Origin of the sequence: Saccharothrix sp. CB00851 (assembly GCF_001905065.1) — a bacterium.
GTDB lineage: Bacteria > Actinomycetota > Actinomycetes > Mycobacteriales > Pseudonocardiaceae > Actinosynnema.
Genome location: NZ_LWLC01000004.1, coordinates 1 through 15,362 on the forward strand (window position 1 = coordinate 1; position 15,362 = coordinate 15,362).

A 15,362-nucleotide genomic window follows, 5' to 3' on the forward strand; every position below is an offset into this window, starting at 1 on the left:
CCCCGGAGCCGGCGAGAAGCCCGGCCGGCAAAGCCGTGCCGGGCCGGGCCGGGGCGGGGCGGGCCGTGCCGGGGCGGGGCGGGGCGGGGCGAGCCGTGCCGGGGCGGGGCGGGGCGAGCCGTGCCGGGGCGGGGCGAGCCGGGCCGGGCCGGGCCGGGCCGGGGTGGGGTGGGAGTGAGCCGGGGCGGGGCGGGGCGACGTGCTCGTGACGAGCGGTCGATCACGAGCGGTGGGTGCGGCACGCGTGGGAGACGGGGCCGGCGGCCGGCCGCGGGTCGGGCTTGGCAGGGAGACAGCTTGAGGCCCTGGGCCGGTGTTGGCATGGTCAGATGGGTGTGCGGGCGGGCCGGGCGGCGTCTGGCCGGCGGGGAGGGCGCGAAGGGCGCGCTGGGCCGGAGGCGGTGGCCGAGCGGTGGGGTTCGGGCCTGAGGGCGGTGGCTGGGTGGTGGGGTCGGGCTGGGGCGGTGGGGTGGAGCGGTGGTGGGTTGTCGCCCTGGGGGTCGGTGCGCGCGGTGGCGGTCAGCGGCGGGGTGGGTCGGTTGGCAGGGTGATCTGTGGGGGGCCCGTGGGGCGGCCTGGGCCGGTGGGGCGGCCGGGGTTGCCTTGGCCCGGGTCGGGGGATTCGGTGGTCGGGGGTGGGTCTGACGGTTGTGGTGGGGGGACGTAGCCCGTGGAGACCAGGAGCGTGACGATGGTGCCCTTCAGGGCGCTGCCGCGTGGGGTTTGGCTGACGACCTGGCCCTTCGGCTGCTCCGAGTTGCGGTTCTGGGCGGAGACCTTGTAGCCCGCTTGTTCGAGGATCCGGGTGGCGTCGTTGATGTTGCGGCCGACGACGTCGGGGATCCGGATCTCGCTGCCGCCCTTGAGGTAGCGCTCCTCGACCGGCGGCATGCCGCGCACCGGCAGTCCCTCGTGGATCTTCGTCATCGTCTCGAACCACGTGCGCGCGGGCACTGTGCCGCCGTAGATGTCGCCCTTGGCGCACAAGCGAGGTGGGCCGCCGTTCACGCAGATGCCGCGCGGTTCGACGCCGTCGTTGAAGGTCTGCACGGCGCCGGCGAAGTCGGGGGTCGCGCCGATGAACGCGGCCGACTTGTAGTCCTCCGTCGTCCCCGTCTTGCCGAGCATCGGCCGCGTCCACTTGAACTGCTGCGCCGCCCGCGCCGCGGTACCGGCACCCTGGTCGTCCTTGGACATGCCGACCGCCAGGCCGTTCGCCAACGGCTCGGCCACGACCTGCTCGCACGGCGCCTCGTTCACCGGCACGGGCTTGCCGTTGCGGTCCAGGATCTGGTTGATCGGGGACGGCGGGCACCACACGCCGCCGCTCATGATCGTCGCCGCCACGTTCGCCAGTTCGAGCGTGCTCACCGGCGCGGGGCTGAGGGTGAACGACGCGTTGCCGCCGTTGGACTTGTAGAACTCGGTCTGCGAGATCCGCAGCTCCTTGTTCTTCGCCTTCGGGTCCGGCCGCACGCCCGCGATGTTCGTCGCCATCGTCTCGCGCATCCCCAACCGGGACGCCATGTCCACCACCGGGTCCATGCCCAGCTGCTCTTCCAGGATCACGAACCCGGTGTTCGGCGAGGTCTGCAACGCCGTCTGCAACGACATCTGCGGCGGGTAGTTCGACGACGCGTTGCCCAGGCAGTACCACCGCGTGGCCGGCTCGGGCGCCGGCGGGCACTTGTCCCCACCGCCCTTGAACACCCTTGACACGTACGAGTTCGGCGTGGCCATCGTGTTCTCGATGCCCATGCCCTTCTCCAACGCCGCCGCGGCCGTGAACACCTTGTAGACCGACCCCGCCCCGAACTTGTTCTCCACCCCGGACGGCAGGTCGAACTGGGTCTGGAACTGGTCGGCCTTCAACCCGTAGTCGCGGTTCGCCACCAGCGCCACGACCTCGTGCCGCTCCTTGCCCGGCCGCACGACCGCCATCGTGTTCGCGATCCCGTCGGTCGACTTCGCGACCTGCGCCTCCGCCGCGCGCTTCGCGTGATCGGTGATGGTGCGGTCCAAAGTGGTCCGGATCGTGTAACCGCCGGTCTTCAACTGCTCCAGGCTGAAACCGTTGCGCTCCAAGTAGGTCAGCGCGTACGAGCAGAAGAACCCGTGCTCCGGCCCCGCCCCGATGCACCCGTTGGCGGGCGTCCGCACCGGCGTCGCCAGACCCAGCGGTTCGGCCTTCGCGGCCTCGGCGGCGTCCCGCGACAGCTTGTCGTTCTCGACCATCTTGTCGATCACCTGGTTGCGCCGCTCCAACGCCTTCTCCGGGAACACCTCCGGGTTCAGCGCGGACGGGCTGTTGACCATGCCCGCGAGCATCGCCGCCTGCGACACGGTCAGCTTGTCCGCCGTGGTGTTGAAGTACGCCTGGGACGCCGCCGCGATGCCGTAGATCGTCGACCCGAACGGCACCACGTTCAGGTACCGGGCCAGGATTTCCTCCTTGCCCAGCTGGCTCTCCAGTTGCAGCGAGATCCGCCACTCACGCGCCTTGCGCGCGACCGTCTGCTCCTGCGCCTTCTGCTGCTCCACCTGGTTGTTGCGCGCCACGACGTGCACGAGGTAGTTCTTCACGTACTGCTGCGTGAGCGTGGAGGCACCCTGCGTGACCGATCCGCTGAACTGGTTCGTCAGCCCGGCCCGGATCGTGCCCCGCCAGTCGACGCCCTGGTGCTCGTAGAACCGGCGGTCCTCCACCGAGACGAGCGCGGCCTTCATCGTCGGCGAGATCATCTCCGGCGGGACGAGCACGCGGTACTGGTCGTACAGGTACGCGATCGGCGCGCCGTCCTTGTCGGTGATCGTGGAGATCAACGGCGGGTCGGTGGTGACCAGGTCGGCCGAGATGCTGTCGACCGTGTCGCTGGCTCTGTTCGACACCATGCCCAGCGAGCCCACGACAGGGAACAACATGCCTGCCAGCAGCACTCCGGCCAGCAGACACAGTCCGAGCAGTTTCAGCACGCCGTTCCTGGCTCGCATGCAGGTCAGCGTACGCGGCACCTGAAGAGGTGATCGAGATCGCGCACAGTTGATTACTCAGGATGAGTACTCGTACTCAAGACAGGTAACAGGTGGGCAACCCAGGGTTGGAGGTGGAACCGGAAGGCTCTACAGTCCGTCACTGTCCACGACAGCAGCCAACGGCACGACCACTCGATGGTGAGCCTACGGCATCCGCGGCAGGGGTGTGGCGGATTTAGAAGGTCTGGGCACTGTGTGAACTGAGGTGGGGGATATGCAGCAGGGGGATTGGCGGATCAAGGCCTCGTGCCGTGATGAGGAGCCGGACCAGCTCTTCGTCCGCGGTGCGGAGCAGCGCAAGGCCAAGGTGGTGTGCCTGGGTTGCCCGGTGCGCACCGAGTGCCTGGCCGAGGCCCTGGACAACCGGATCGAGTTCGGTGTGTGGGGCGGCATGACCGAGCGTGAACGGCGGGCGTTGCTGCGGCGTCGCCCGGATGTCACGTCATGGCACGAGCTCCTCGATACGGCACGTCAGGAGCACCGCGAGGAGTCCAAGGTCGGTTGACCGGCCGGGCTCCGCTACTCGCCCGCCAACCGCCGTCCGATCTCGTGCAGACCGTCCAGGTCGTGCACGTCGGTAGGTAGCGCGGGTACTCCGATCAGCGGAACACCAGGGTGCGCACGGGTGAATCGCGCGAGCAGTCGCTTCTCCCGATCGGCGACCGCCACGCGATCCGCGTGCACCCGCAACACCGCGGCAGCCAGCGGAGCGTCCCCAGTGCGCTCGAGCCGGTCCGCCGCCGCCAACGCACCTGGTGCCGGCAAGGGGGCCAGCACCGGGTGCGTCCGGTTCGCCACCAGGCCGGTCAACGGCATCCGTTCCGCGCTCAACCGCTCCACGAAGTAGCTGGCCTCGCGCAACGCGTCCGGTTCGGCCGCCGCGACCACCAGAAATCCGGTTCCGGGTGATCGCAGCAGCTCATAGGTGGCCTGGGCGCGTTGCCGGAAGCCTCCGAACATGCTGTCGAACGCCTGCACGAACGTCGACGCGTCCTGCAGGAGTTGGCCGCCGACGATGGTGGACACGGCTTTGGTGAACAGGCCGAAGCCCGCGCCCACGATCTTGCGGATGCCGCGCCCGCCCGCACGGGCGGGCGCCGACAGCATCCGGATCAGCTTGCCGTCCAACACGGTCGACAGCCGCTGCGGCGCGTCCAGGAAGTCCAGCGCCGACCGGCTCGGCGGGGTGTCCACGACGATCAGGTCCCACTCGTCGCGTTCGACCAGTTGGCCCAGCTTCTCCATCGCCATGTACTCCTGCGTGCCGGAGAACGACGTGGAAATCGTCTGGTAGAACGGGTTCGCCAGGATCTGCTCGGCCCGCTCGCGACCGGCGTGCTGCCACACCATGTCGTCGAACGTGCGACGCATGTCCAGCATCATCGCGTGCAGCTCGCCCTTGTCGACGTCCAGCGCGTCGACCCGGCGGGGCTGGTTGTCCAGCTCACCGAGGCCCAGCGACTGGGCCAGCCTGCGCGCCGGGTCGATCGTCAGCACGACCGCCCGCCTGCCCCGTTCGGCGGCACGCACGGCCAGCGCCGCCGCCGTGGTCGTCTTGCCGACGCCACCTGAACCGCAGCACACCAGCACCCGGGTCTCCGGGTTGTCCAGCAACGCGTCCACGTCCAGCCGGTTCACCGCACACCTCGCCCGACCAGCACCTCGGCCAGCTCGTACAGCGCGGCCACGTCCACGCCGTCGGTCAGCTCCGGCAGTTCCAGCGTCGGCAGGTCCGCCTCGGCCAGCTTCTCCTTCGCCCGCTCCTCCATCCGAACCCGTAGGGCGTGCTCCACGGTCTGCTCGACCAGCCCGTCCAGCACGTCGGCGTCCACCTCGACGCCCGCCGCCTCCAGCCCGGTCCGCACCCGGCCGACGTCGACCCGCCCCTCGGACGCCGACGCGACCGACCGCGCGGGCAGCCGCGGCGGGCTGACCCGGTTCACGAACACCGCGCCCGGCCGCAGGTCCGCGGCGTCCAGCTCGGCCACCGCGTCCAACGTCTCGCGCACCGGCATCTCCTCCAGCAACGCCACCAGGTGCACCGCCGTGTCACCGGAGTGCAGCAGCTTGACCACGCCGTCGCTCTGGCCCTTGATCGGCCCGACCTTGGCGAGGTCGGCCATGGCCCTGGTGACGTCCAGGAACCGGACCACCCGACCGGTCGGCGGCGCGTCGAGCACGACGGCGTCGTACTCGTGCCGCCCGGTCTTGCCCGCGCGGCGCACGCACTCCTTGACCTTGCCGGTGAGCAGCACGTCCCGCAGACCCGGCGCGAGGGTGGTGGCGAACTCGATCGCTCCCATCTTCTTCAACGTCCGGCCGGCGAAGCCGAGGTTGTAGAACATGTCGAGGTACTCGAGCAGCGCCGCCTCGGGGTCGACGGCCAGCGCACGCACCTCGCCCCCACCGGGCGCGGACGCGATCCGCTCCTCGGAGTACGGCAGCGGCGGGCGGTCGAACAGCTGCGCGATGCCCTGCCGGTTCTCCACCTCCACCAGCAGCACACGCCGTCCGCCGGTGGCCAGCGCCAGCGCGAGCGCCGCGGCGACCGTGGTCTTGCCGGTCCCGCCCTTGCCCGTCACCACGTGCAGCCGGGCGCGGGTCAGTTCGTCGGTCCAGCCGTTCACCAGATCAGCCTATGCGCGCCGCCCTGAGACCCGCTGGCCACGCCGCCTGCCAAGGTCAGTCCCACATGGTGACGAACACCACCGCGATGGCGGTCGCCGCGACGACGCCCCACGCCAGGACCGACGGCAGCACGTACGCGATCAGCACCGCCACGACCGCGACGATCACGGCCCCGACCAGCAACGCCCGCATCACGTCGGACCGCCTGGCACCCTTGCGATCGCGTGCCTGCGCCATCCCGACGAGGATCATCACCAGCCCGCCCAGCAGGAACGCGCTGGTGGCGACGATCCGCCACGTTTCCACGTGATCAACGCTAGCGCCGAGTGACCACCCAGTCACGTCACGCTTTGGCCCTCGGGCACCACCTCCCCCTCCACCCACACCAGCCGCGCCCGCGCCGACTTGTCGATCGCGAAGTACCACAGCGCCCGCTCCGCGCTCGTGGTGGAGATCCGCAGCCCCGAACCGCCCTCCGGACCCGTGACCTCCGCCGAGCCGCTCCCGAACCTCAGGCCCCACGCCGCGACCCACCCGCCCTCGGCGTTCTCCTGGACGATCGCGAACAGCCTCGGCGCCTCCGCGATCAACTCTGCATTGTTCATGGCTGGATGGTAGCGTTCGAGTCGTTCAAACCCGCAAAATCGAACGAGTGAAGTTCGCGGAATGGGTCGTCACGCAGAGTGGTTAAGGTGATCGAATGGCAATCGGCTCGACGCGGGGCAAGCGCCGCCTCGGACGTCACATCCGCCCGATCCTCGAGAGGTCCGGCCTCAAGGTCGACGAGGTGGTCAAGCAGTCGCGGGTGTCCCGCCCGACGATCACCCGCATGCTGTCCGGCGAGGCCCTCGCGCGCTGGCCCGCGCTGGCGATGGTCCTCGACGTGATCGGCGCCACACCCGAGGAGAAGACCCGGGCGCTGCAGCTCTGGGAAGTCGCCGACGTCGACCCGTCCGCGATCGAGCACGCCCGTGACCTGCCCGCGAACTACAAGCGGCTGCGGATGGACGAGCTGGAGGCGGTGCGGGAGCGCACCCTCGACTCGGCCCTCGTCCCCGGCCTGCTCCAGACCGCCGGGTACGCCGAGGCCGTCGCGCGGGCGACCCACCGGCAGATCATCGGCGACAGCTGGGACTCCCGGGCCGCGTCCGAACGTGCCGACCGGCAAGCGGCGCTGACCAGGGAAGACCCGATCGAGTACCACGCCCTGATCGATGAGGCCGCACTCCGCCGCCTGGTCGGCGGCCCCGAGGTGATGCGGGAGCAGTTGGATTACCTCGTCGCGATGGCGAAGCGGCCGAACGTGACCATCCAGGTTCTGCCGTACTCGGTCGGCGCCTACGGCGCGCAGGTCGGGGCTATGTTCCTGCTCGACTTCATCGAGTCGGACGAACCCCGGGCCGCCTATGTGGAGGCCCTGACGGGCATGGTTCCCGTAGAAGATGAGGAGGCCGAGGTGCTGTCGGCGGTCTGGGACGACGCCGCGCGCCTGGCACTCACGGAGGACGACTCCGTGGGTCTCATCGGGTCGGTGCGCGACGCGCTAGGAGACAGATGATCAACCAGGCTTGGCGGAAGAGCAGCCGAAGTGGTTCCGCCGCGCAGTGCGTGGAGCTGGCGGTGGGCGAGCGTGTCGCCGGTGTGCGGGACACGAAGAACCGGGACGGCGGCACGTTGGTGTTCGGGGCGCGGGCGTTCGCCGCGTTCCTTGCCGATGTGAAGAGGTCTCAAGTCTGAGCACGGCGTGACACGAATGGGGGTACTCGGACGGGTGCCCCTGTTCGGCACCCCGCTAGGCTGCGCGCCATGCAGAAGTGGGAGTACGCGACCGTCCCGCTGTTGATCCACGCCACCAAGGCGATCCTGGACCAGTGGGGTGACGACGGCTGGGAGCTGGTCACGGTGCTGCCGAACCCGAGCGGTGAGCAGCACGTCGCCTACCTGAAGCGGCCCAAGGCATGAGCTGGACGGCACGTCTGGCCGAGCTGGGAGTCGAACTGCCCGAGGTCGCGGCACCCGTCGCGGCCTACGTGCCCGCCGTGCGCACCGGGCAGCTGGTCTACACGTCCGGGCAGCTGCCGTTCGTCAAGGGCTCGCTCGCGGCCACCGGCAAGGTCGGCGACGACATCAGCCCCGAAGAGGCCAAGGCACACGCCCGCACGTGCGCGCTGAACGCGTTGGCCGCCGTGGACGCGCTGGTCGGCCTCGACAAGGTGACCCGCGTGGTCAAACTGGTCGGGTTCGTCGCCTCCGCCGAGGGCTTCACCGGACAGCCCGCCGTGATCAACGGCGCCTCCGACCTGCTCGGCGAGGTGTTCGGCGAGGCCGGGCAGCACGCGCGGGCCGCGGTCGGCGTGGCCGAGTTGCCGCTGGGCGCGCCGGTCGAGGTGGAACTGATCGTCGAGATCGGGGAGTGAGATGTCGGACACGTGCCACGAGCTGTTGCTGAGGCTGGCCGGGCGGCTGCCGGACGACCTCCTCTGGAGGTTCCGCGACTGGGCCGCCACGGACGCCGTCGCGGTGCTCGCCCGGGCCCTGCCGCGCACGTTGCTGCACGACCGCATCGGTCTGACGGACTACGAGCAGCGACTGCTGGCGGACGCGCTCGTGCCGCACGGAGCCGACCGGTCCGTCATCAGTTCTGTCAAAGGGCTGGACGAACTGCCCGAATCCGGCTACACCTTCTCCCCGGAATCACCCGATCGGGTGTCGATGGGTGATTCCGCGACCGTGGTGCTCGGAGCGACCTTGCGAGGACGTCCCGGGGTCGGCGAAGTCCGGTCCTCGTGGCGGCTGGGCGGGGGCGAACCCAGGAGGCTGATCCTGGTCACCGCCACGACCGGCGAAGCCCGGTTGGCCGGTGAGCTCCAGCGGGTGCTGCGGGCGCTCGGCGAGCACGACCCGTGTGTGGAGGTCCTGCCCGCCGGACTGGACCTGCCGCCCTACCACAGGGCGGCGTTGGCGGCATCGGAGCTGGTGTGCACCGGCGCCGACGCCGACGGGCACCTGGTGCCGGTATAGAGCTCGGCGCTCCCGCGCGGGCCGGAAGGAGAACAGGCGTGACGAACGACGGAGTGGGACTCCCCGTCCGTTTACACGACCTCCTGTTGGCGTTGGCCGGAAGAGTCGACGACGACGCGTTGACCCAGGCCCGGGAGCTGCTGGCGGTCGCGGAGCTGGACAGAGCCGTGGAACTCGTCGTCGGCTGCCTGCTGGCCGGGCGCATCCCGGTGTCGCCGGAGGAACGCCACGAGATCGGCTGGCTGCTCGGCGAGGTCCGCTCGGACCGCTCGCTGGCCGACCGGCTGTTCGCGGTCGAGCGGGTGCCGGTGGTCAAGCACCGGTTCAGCGTGGACTCCGACCCGGCCGAAGGCCTCGGTGACGTGCTGGGCAAGACCGTGTCGGTGCTGCCGGACGTGCGCGGCGTGCGTGCCACGTGGCGGTCCAGCCCGGCCGGTGCGACGCCCGGACCGCTGCCGCAGCGGGTCGTCCTGGTCGACATCGGCCCGGCGGGCTTCGCGCCCGCCACCGCCTACCGGGTGGACACCGTGCTGCGCAAGGCGGGCATCCGCGCGGCGGTCGAGGTGCTGACCGTCGGCACGCAGCTGGGCGAATACCACGCGGCGGCCGTCACGACCGCGCGCGAGGTGTTCTTCCCATCCGGGTCGACCACCCCGCAGCCACCACCGGACGCCGCCACGTGGTTCGACGGTGAACCGCGGGACCAGGCACCGGTGGTCGAGCCGGAACCGGTGCCTGTCGAACCCCAGAACGGCTCCAAGTCACGTCGGGCGCGCGTCGAGTCGTACGAGGGCGCGCAGCCGTTCCCGCCGAAGCCGGTGAAGCGGTTGCCGGTGCGGGAGCCGGAGCACGTCGAGGACGCGCGCGTCGACGAAGTTCGCGTCGATGACGTGCGTGTTGACGACGTGCGTGTTGACGAGGTGCCGCGGTCGGAGGAGGTGGAAGCCCTTCCGGTGCAGGAGGCGCCCGTCGAGCCGCCGCCCGTGGTCGAGGAGCGGCCGCCGGCGCCGGTGTTCGCGTTCCCGGACGACCACCCGTTGTCGCGGGCCGAGGTCACCACCGAACTCGGGCCGGACGACCTGGCCGCGTTGCAGGCCGCGTTGGCCGACGGGCAGGCGCCCGCCGCCGTGCAGCTGCCGCCGACCGTGGACGCCAAGCTCAGCGACCGGGAACGGGCGTTGTTGCAGCAGCTGCACGAGGAGTTGGCGCAGCGGGAGCAGCAGTCGTGGCCGGGAGCGGGTCCCGAGTTCGTCAACGGGGTGCCGAAGCCGTCGAACGGCAAGTACCCCGGCTAGTGCCGCGACCGGCAACCTTCACCGCGTCTTCCGGCGCTCGGCAGGGCGCCTCGCGGCACCGGCCCCACGCCCCCATCCGACCAGGATGAGGACGTGGGGCCGGCACCCCGATCCACCCGTCCGACCGGCGGAATACGGGGCAAAGGCTGCCGGTCGCGGCACTAGAGGTTCCTCAGTCTGCGAAGCAGCTCGGCCCTGTCGTCCCTGGTGAAGGGGCGGTAGGGCCGAGCTGCTTCGCGGTCCGTGGAGGCTTCGATGCGGCGGCGGACCGGGTCGTCGGCGGGCAGGTCCTGGACTTCGAGGCCCTCTTCGGCCCACGCGGCGGCGTGCGCGTCGGCCCGGTGGTGTCGCAGGGCCCTGAGCTGGTCGAACAGGCGTGCCTGGGGCGTGTCGCCGGTGTGCGCGGCGCTCATCGGGTGGTCCACCGACGGGACCGCGATGTCCGGCGGGGTCGGCCACAGGTCGGCGGCGGCCCTGGTGTGGGCATCGTTGACCATGGCCAGGAACGCGCGGGCTCGCGGGGTGGCGGTGACCTGGTCGTCCTCGGCCACCAGCCAGTCCGGGTCGGCGAGCGCGGCGTCCAGGTGCGGGTTGTAGCGGTGCAGGTCTTCGACCGCTCGCCGTGGCATCGGGCCGTGGGCGAGGACGCTCGCCAGGTCGCCCAGGACCGGCACGTGCGGTGGACGTTCGCCGTGGAGATAGCGCGCGCTCAGGCGGTGCACGGGCGGGATGAGGCGGTGCAGCTCCACAGCGACCTCGGCGGCGGTGGCGCAAGCGTTTGCCGCGTCCAGGGCCAGCTCGCTGGACGCCCGGAGCTCGGGGTCTTCGCGCAGGTCGAGGGCCATGCGGAAGTGGCGTTCGGCGGCACGCCAGTCGCCCTGGTCGTAGCGCGACTTGCCCGCGTGCTGGTGGGCGAAGTGCCCGAGCCGGTCGTGGTCCAGCAGCTCGGCGAACACCTCGTCGGCCTCCGCGAACCGACCCTGCCACTGGTGGACGTGCGCCAGCCGGAGCCGGGTCGCGGGCGTGTCGTCGGCCTGCCGGAACGCGTGTTCGGCCTGGTCCAAGCGGTGGAGCAGGCGTGCGGCCAGGCCCACCTCGGTCCACTCGGCGTGCGTGGTCGGGCGTTGGCGGTCCAGCCAGGCCGCCAACGCCTCGGGGTCTTCCGGGATTTCGCGCAGGGTCTCCGGGTCGATCCGGTACTTCACGCCTCGGCCTTCCGGCGGGCCAGGTCGATGATCCGCTGCAGGTGCAGACCGCGGCGCACGTCGAGGGGGTGTTCGGTCGTGCCGCTGTCGATCATGGCGACGAAGTCGTCCAGCAGGTTGGTGAACGCCTGCTGCGCGGTCGTGCCGCGATCGGCCAGCACGCGGTGGCCGTGCTCGCCGTAGACGATCACCTCGGCGATGCTCGGGTTGAGCGGCAACGTCATCGTCATGGTGGCCACGCTCGTCGCGCCGCCTTCGTGCTGGAACACGATCTGCCACAGGCCGTGCTCCGACTCGTTCGCGGCGATGACGTCGGTGATCCTGCCCAAGGTGGCGTCGAGCAGGTCGAAAGCGTGCGGGCCGATGTCGTCCAGCGGACCGCGCTCGTGCCGCCAAGGGGAGTTCGAGAACGGGCCGCCGAGCAGCGCACCGGTCAGCCAGCGCGCGCTGCCGCCCACCCAGCCGCCCGCCTGGTTCAGCTGTTCGAGTTGTTCGCGGGTCTCCGGGGTGTAGCGCTTGGTGAGGACGACCAGGGAGGCGACGCCGTTGGCCTTGACGGCGTCGGCGAGGCGTTCGGCGTCCTTCAGGGAGGCCGCGATCGGCTTCTCCAGGATGAGGTGCCTGCCCCGCTCGGCGGCCTTGATCGCGATCTCGGCCTGCACCTCGGGCGGCACGGCGAACGCGACCGCGTCCACCTGGTCCAGGAGCTCGTCGGTGGTTATTGCGACGGCCGCGTCGTGGGCCCGCGCCAGCTCGGCGGCGGCCTCCTCGCGGCGCGCCCAGATCGTGGTCAGGCGGGTGCCCGGGTGGTCGGCGATGCCCGGTGCGTGCACCATGGTCGCCCACGGGCCGGCACCGACGAGTCCTACGCGCAGCTGTTCGTCCACTCGGCCCATCCTGCCTTTCATCGGCCGCCGACGTAACTCGACTCGGGGACGAAGATCCGGCCGCCGTGGTCGAACCGCAGCTCCACGCCGTCGGGCCGGCGGTCTACCTCCGGAGTGTCGTCCCAGCCACTCGGGATCTCGACCACGTGGCCGTGGTCGGGGGACTCGCCGAGCCAGACCTCGTGGTCCGTGCCGCCGAGCAGGCTCGACCGCTGCTTGGTGTAGACGTTCGGCGTGCCCTCGTTCGTGCTGGTCAGGGTGACGCTGGGGAGGAAGAGGAGGACGGCGGCTGTCGCGGTGAGGCCGGTGCCGACGATCGCGCCGACCACGAACAGGACGACGTTGAGCAGGCAGCCCTTGCGGGCGGGTCGGAGTGCGGGTTCGGGCGTGGTGTCCACAGGCGGATGATCCTCGTAGGCTCGGGGCGTGCGCGAACTCCCCGATGATCTCGTGTTGCCCGGCCACTTCGCGCCGGAGGACTTCACGGGGCCGCCGGTGCGGCCCCGTGACGCGGCGACCGTGGTGCTGGTGCGCGACGGTGCGGCCGGGCTGGAGGCGTTCCTGCTGCGGCGGGTGGCCGGGATGGCGTTCGCGGGCGGGATGACGGTGTTCCCCGGCGGTGGGGTCGACCAGCGTGACGCGGACACGTCGGTGGCCTGGAGCGGGCCGCCGCCGACGTGGTGGGCCTCGCGGTTCGGGTGCTCGGTGGAGTTGGCCACGGCGTTGGTGTGCGCGGCGGTGCGGGAGACGTTCGAGGAGTCCGGGGTGCTGCTGGCCGGGCCTTCGGCGACGTCCGTGGTGGCCGATACGGCGGCGTTCGCGGCGGCGCGGGCGGCGTTGGTCGCGCGGGAGTTGTCGTTGGCGCAGTTCCTGGCGTCGGAGGGGTTGGTGCTGCGGGCGGACCTGCTGCGGCCGTGGGCGAACTGGTTGACGCCGGAGGAGGAGCCGCGGCGGTACGACACGTACTTCTTCGTGGCGGTGCTGCCGTCGGGGCAGCGGGCGGATGGGGCGACGACGGAGGCGTCCGATGCGGTGTGGCAGCGGCCTGGTGATGCGTTGGCGGATCGGAAGGCCGGGCGGCGGGCGTTGATGCCGCCCACTTGGGTGACGTTGTCGGAGTTGGACGAGCTGGGATCGGTGGCGGCGGTGCTGGCCGCGCCGCGGACGGTGTCGAAGGTGATTCCGAAACTGGTGCGGGAGGGTGACGTGCTGCGGGTGGTCGTGCCGTGAGTGAGTTGGCTTATGGGGTGTTGCGGCAGGTCACGCCCACGGCGGCGGTGCTGTTGGCGGAGAACCCCGGGGTGATGACGTTGGACGGGACGAACACCTGGGTGCTGCGGGCGCCGGGGTCGGAGTCCTGCGTGGTGGTCGATCCGGGGCCGATGGATCCGGCGCACCTGGGGCGGATCGCTTCGCAGGCGCCGGTGGAGGTGGTGCTGCTGACGCACGGTCATGCTGACCACTCGGAAGGGGCACGTTCTTTCGGGCGACAGGTGGATGCGCCGGTGCGGTCGGTGGACCCCGCGTTCCGGTTGGGTGGGGAGGGGTTGGCAGAGGGGGACGTGATCTCGGCGGCCGGGTTGTCGATCCGGGTGTTGCCGACGCCCGGGCACACGGCTGATTCGATGTGCTTCCTGTTGGACGACGCGGTGCTGACCGGGGACACGGTGTTGGGTCGGGGGACGACCGTGGTGGCCCATCCGGATGGGCGGCTCGGTGACTACCTGGAGTCGTTGCGGCTGCTGACCACACTTCCGGTGGGCACGATCGGGTTGCCGGGGCATGGGCCGGAGCTGCCGGACGTGGTGGCTGCGGCCGGGGGGTACTTGGTGCACCGGGAGCAGCGGTTGGCGCAGGTGAAGGCGGCGGTGGAGGCGTTGGGTGGTGCGCCGACGGCACGTGCGGTGGTCGAGTTGGTGTATGCCGACGTGGACCGTTCGCTGTGGCCCGCGGCGGAGTGGTCCGTGCGGGCACAGCTGGAGTACCTGCGCGAGGCTTGACGGGCTTACTCGACGCCTGACGGGTTGTCGATCGCGTACCGCCACCCACCGTCGGGGCCGCGACGGGCGACATCGGTCGCCGTGCCGGTGAGGTCGCCGATGCGCCAGTCGACGATCAGCAGAGCCAGATCACCCCTCGTGATCACCTTTCGGGTGTTGACCGTAATCTTTTGGGTGAGAGCAAGGTGTTCGGCAAGCTCCGCTGGCTGCGCGCCGGGCTCGTAGACACCACTGGGGTCACCGGAGTTGAAGCCCGCGGCGAACAACGGGGGCAACTCTTCGGGGGTACGCGCGATCATGCGGGTGACGCTAGGAGGACGTTGCGTGACCAACCAAACGGTGAGTACCGAGACTTCCACCGCCGCCACCATGACCCGCACCTCATCTGCGACGAGCGCGTGGGACGGCGACCCGCACGGCGAAGTCGACCACCCGGTGCCGGATTGTCCGGTGGAGGTGACGTTGCGAGCGCTGCGCGGGCGGTGGACGACGTTGGTCGTGCGCGAGCTGTTCGAGGGCGAGCGGGCTTTCGGCGACCTGGCCGCCGCCCTGCCGACGTTGTCCGACAAGGTGCTGGCCGACCGGCTCGCGCAACTGGTCGCGAGCGGCGTCGTGGTGCGGGTGCGCGAGCCGGGGTGGCCGAGTCGGGTGCGGTACTCGCTCACGGCCCGCGGGCACGCGCTGCGCGGGGTGCTGGACGCCATGTGGGCCTGGGGCGCCGCCACGGCGACGTAGGCCAGCCATCCGCCGTCCCGGTCCACCCCCGCCAGTCCGCTGACCACGGGGCCGCCGGTCCGTTGCGACGCTGCTCCGCTGCTCCGCTGCTCCGCTGCTCCGCTGCCCGCCGGTCCGTTGCGACGCTGCTCCGCTGCTCCGCTGCCCGCCGGTCCGTTGCGACGCTGCCTGCTGCTCCGCTGCCCGCCGGTCCCGCTGCCCGCCAGTCCCGCTGCGACGTGGTCCGCCGTCCGTTGGTCGCCGCTCGTCGGTCGCTCGGGCGGTCCGTTCCGCGCGGTCGTGGTGTTCAGTGGCCGGTGGCGGTGTGTCGGGGTCGGTTGCGTCCGCTCGCCGTGGTGTGTCCGCCCGGTGGTGGCGCGGTTCCGGTTCGCCGCTGGTGGGTCGACCACGTTCCTGGTGCGGGGGCTGGGGGCGATTCCGGCTGTCGATGGCGGGCGATTGTGGTTGGTGGGGCAGGGGCGGGCGGGTCGGAGGCGGTGAGGGCTGAGGGGAGGCGGCGGTGTGGGTCGGGGGTGGGGCGGCTCCGGGGGTTGGCGGTCGGGGGTGGTTGAGGCGCTC

At 71.2% G+C, this 15,362-nt stretch carries 19 protein-coding genes; 10 read left to right on the top strand and 9 right to left on the bottom strand.

Going from position 1 to position 15,362, the window contains the following annotated elements; all coding sequences use genetic code 11:
* Positions 1-519: 519 nt before the first annotated feature.
* Positions 520-2,991 carry a penicillin-binding protein gene (locus tag A6A25_RS06280; RefSeq protein ID WP_073886833.1) on the bottom strand — a complete coding sequence of 824 codons (2,472 nt, stop codon included), beginning with the start codon at positions 2,989-2,991 and terminating at the stop codon, positions 520-522.
* 256 nt (positions 2,992-3,247) lie between these two features.
* Between A6A25_RS06280 and A6A25_RS06285 the strand changes: the two genes are divergently transcribed.
* Positions 3,248-3,538 (top strand): WhiB family transcriptional regulator, encoded by a 291-nt coding sequence (locus tag A6A25_RS06285; protein WP_073886834.1) that lies wholly within the window; start codon positions 3,248-3,250, stop codon positions 3,536-3,538.
* 14 nt (positions 3,539-3,552) lie between these two features.
* Here the strand turns inward: A6A25_RS06285 and A6A25_RS06290 are convergent, their stop codons facing one another.
* The 4 genes from A6A25_RS06290 to A6A25_RS06305 are packed head-to-tail and all read right to left on the bottom strand — an operon-like array spanning position 3,553 to position 6,266.
* The gene (locus tag A6A25_RS06290) at positions 3,553-4,671 is read right to left on the bottom strand and encodes an ArsA family ATPase (protein ID WP_073886835.1); all 1,119 of its coding nucleotides are present in this window, start codon (positions 4,669-4,671) and stop codon (positions 3,553-3,555) included.
* Positions 4,668-5,660, bottom strand: a complete 993-nt coding sequence (locus A6A25_RS06295; RefSeq protein ID WP_198932590.1) for an ArsA-related P-loop ATPase — start codon at positions 5,658-5,660, stop codon at positions 4,668-4,670. Before A6A25_RS06295 ends, A6A25_RS06290 begins: the two co-directional genes overlap by 4 nt.
* A gap of 55 nt (positions 5,661-5,715) precedes the next feature.
* Complete coding sequence (locus A6A25_RS06300; protein WP_073886837.1) at positions 5,716-5,967, bottom strand: hypothetical protein; 252 nt, start codon at positions 5,965-5,967, stop codon at positions 5,716-5,718.
* A gap of 32 nt (positions 5,968-5,999) precedes the next feature.
* A complete protein-coding gene (locus tag A6A25_RS06305; protein WP_073886838.1) occupies positions 6,000-6,266 on the bottom strand; it encodes a hypothetical protein in 267 nt (88 codons plus the stop codon).
* A gap of 95 nt (positions 6,267-6,361) precedes the next feature.
* On the opposite strand from A6A25_RS06305, the gene A6A25_RS06310 reads away from it, so the two are divergent.
* The 6 genes from A6A25_RS06310 (at position 6,362) to A6A25_RS06330 (ending at position 9,977) form a co-directional block, all read left to right on the top strand.
* Positions 6,362-7,219 carry a helix-turn-helix domain-containing protein gene (locus A6A25_RS06310; protein ID WP_073886839.1) on the top strand — a complete coding sequence of 286 codons (858 nt, stop codon included), beginning with the start codon at positions 6,362-6,364 and terminating at the stop codon, positions 7,217-7,219.
* Positions 7,216-7,398, top strand: a complete 183-nt coding sequence (locus A6A25_RS06315) for a DUF397 domain-containing protein (protein WP_198932591.1) — start codon at positions 7,216-7,218, stop codon at positions 7,396-7,398. The genes A6A25_RS06310 and A6A25_RS06315 overlap by 4 nt, the downstream gene beginning before the upstream one ends.
* A 69-nt stretch (positions 7,399-7,467) precedes the next feature.
* Entirely contained in the window at positions 7,468-7,623 is a 156-nt protein-coding gene (locus A6A25_RS42800; RefSeq protein WP_106616451.1) for a hypothetical protein, read from the top strand.
* The gene (locus A6A25_RS06320) at positions 7,620-8,078 is read left to right on the top strand and encodes a RidA family protein (RefSeq protein WP_073886840.1); all 459 of its coding nucleotides are present in this window, start codon (positions 7,620-7,622) and stop codon (positions 8,076-8,078) included. Before A6A25_RS42800 ends, A6A25_RS06320 begins: the two co-directional genes overlap by 4 nt.
* A gap of 1 nt (position 8,079) precedes the next feature.
* Complete coding sequence (locus A6A25_RS06325) at positions 8,080-8,682, top strand: hypothetical protein (protein WP_073886841.1); 603 nt, start codon at positions 8,080-8,082, stop codon at positions 8,680-8,682.
* Positions 8,683-8,720: 38 nt separating this feature from the next.
* Entirely contained in the window at positions 8,721-9,977 is a 1,257-nt protein-coding gene (locus A6A25_RS06330) for a hypothetical protein (protein ID WP_143192989.1), read from the top strand.
* Positions 9,978-10,138: 161 nt separating this feature from the next.
* Here the strand turns inward: A6A25_RS06330 and A6A25_RS06335 are convergent, their stop codons facing one another.
* Genes A6A25_RS06335 through A6A25_RS06345 form a run of 3 tightly spaced genes read right to left on the bottom strand, consistent with a single transcriptional unit; the run spans position 10,139 to position 12,467 of the window.
* Complete coding sequence (locus A6A25_RS06335; protein ID WP_073886843.1) at positions 10,139-11,182, bottom strand: tetratricopeptide repeat protein; 1,044 nt, start codon at positions 11,180-11,182, stop codon at positions 10,139-10,141.
* Positions 11,179-12,078, bottom strand: coding sequence for a Gfo/Idh/MocA family protein (locus A6A25_RS06340; protein WP_073886844.1), 900 nt, complete (start codon positions 12,076-12,078; stop codon positions 11,179-11,181). The genes A6A25_RS06335 and A6A25_RS06340 overlap by 4 nt, the downstream gene beginning before the upstream one ends.
* 8 nt (positions 12,079-12,086) lie before the next feature.
* Positions 12,087-12,467: a hypothetical protein gene (locus A6A25_RS06345; protein ID WP_073886845.1), complete on the bottom strand. Its 381-nt coding sequence runs from the start codon at positions 12,465-12,467 to the stop codon at positions 12,087-12,089.
* Positions 12,468-12,495: 28 nt separating this feature from the next.
* Here A6A25_RS06345 and A6A25_RS06350 point away from each other — a divergent pair, with 28 nt between their 5' ends.
* Positions 12,496-13,299: an NUDIX hydrolase gene (locus tag A6A25_RS06350; protein ID WP_073886846.1), complete on the top strand. Its 804-nt coding sequence runs from the start codon at positions 12,496-12,498 to the stop codon at positions 13,297-13,299.
* Entirely contained in the window at positions 13,296-14,069 is a 774-nt protein-coding gene (locus A6A25_RS06355) for an MBL fold metallo-hydrolase (protein ID WP_073886847.1), read from the top strand. The genes A6A25_RS06350 and A6A25_RS06355 overlap by 4 nt, the downstream gene beginning before the upstream one ends.
* A 5-nt stretch (positions 14,070-14,074) precedes the next feature.
* Here the strand turns inward: A6A25_RS06355 and A6A25_RS06360 are convergent, their stop codons facing one another.
* Positions 14,075-14,368 (bottom strand): YybH family protein, encoded by a 294-nt coding sequence (locus tag A6A25_RS06360; protein WP_073886848.1) that lies wholly within the window; start codon positions 14,366-14,368, stop codon positions 14,075-14,077.
* A gap of 40 nt (positions 14,369-14,408) precedes the next feature.
* Between A6A25_RS06360 and A6A25_RS06365 the strand changes: the two genes are divergently transcribed.
* The gene (locus A6A25_RS06365; protein ID WP_241828524.1) at positions 14,409-14,804 is read left to right on the top strand and encodes a winged helix-turn-helix transcriptional regulator; all 396 of its coding nucleotides are present in this window, start codon (positions 14,409-14,411) and stop codon (positions 14,802-14,804) included.
* The last annotated feature ends 558 nt before the right edge of the window (positions 14,805-15,362 follow it).